Here is a 267-nt window from a genome sequence, read left to right as displayed (position 1 = left end):
CCCGCGACGCTCACGGCGGTGCCGTGGAAATGCTCGACAGCTACCTGTATGGCAGTTGGCAGGTTGCTGACAGGCCCTTCAACCTGCGCCTCGGGCGCCAGGTGGTCTACTGGGGCGAGAGCGTCTACAACGGCAACGGCATTGCCTCGACCATGAGCCCGATTGATGCCAGCAAATCCAACGTGCCCGGGGTCGAGATCAAGGAGCGTACCCTGCCGACCGGCCAGCTGTTCGCCTCCTACAGCCTCACCGACGCGCTCGACCTGC

Annotated in this window: 1 protein-coding gene; it reads left to right on the top strand. The window is 64.8% G+C overall.

Features of this window, described 5'->3' with window-relative positions:
- Window positions 1-29: 29 nt before the first annotated feature.
- Window positions 30-267 (top strand): DUF1302 domain-containing protein (locus SB659_RS19685; RefSeq protein WP_410551630.1); only part of this gene is annotated, 238 nt, incomplete at its 3' end.

It is taken from the genome of Arthrobacter sp. SIMBA_036 (assembly GCF_046535135.1).
Taxonomy (GTDB): domain Bacteria; phylum Actinomycetota; class Actinomycetes; order Actinomycetales; family Micrococcaceae; genus Arthrobacter.
This window is presented reverse-complemented; position numbering and strand designations above follow the sequence as displayed.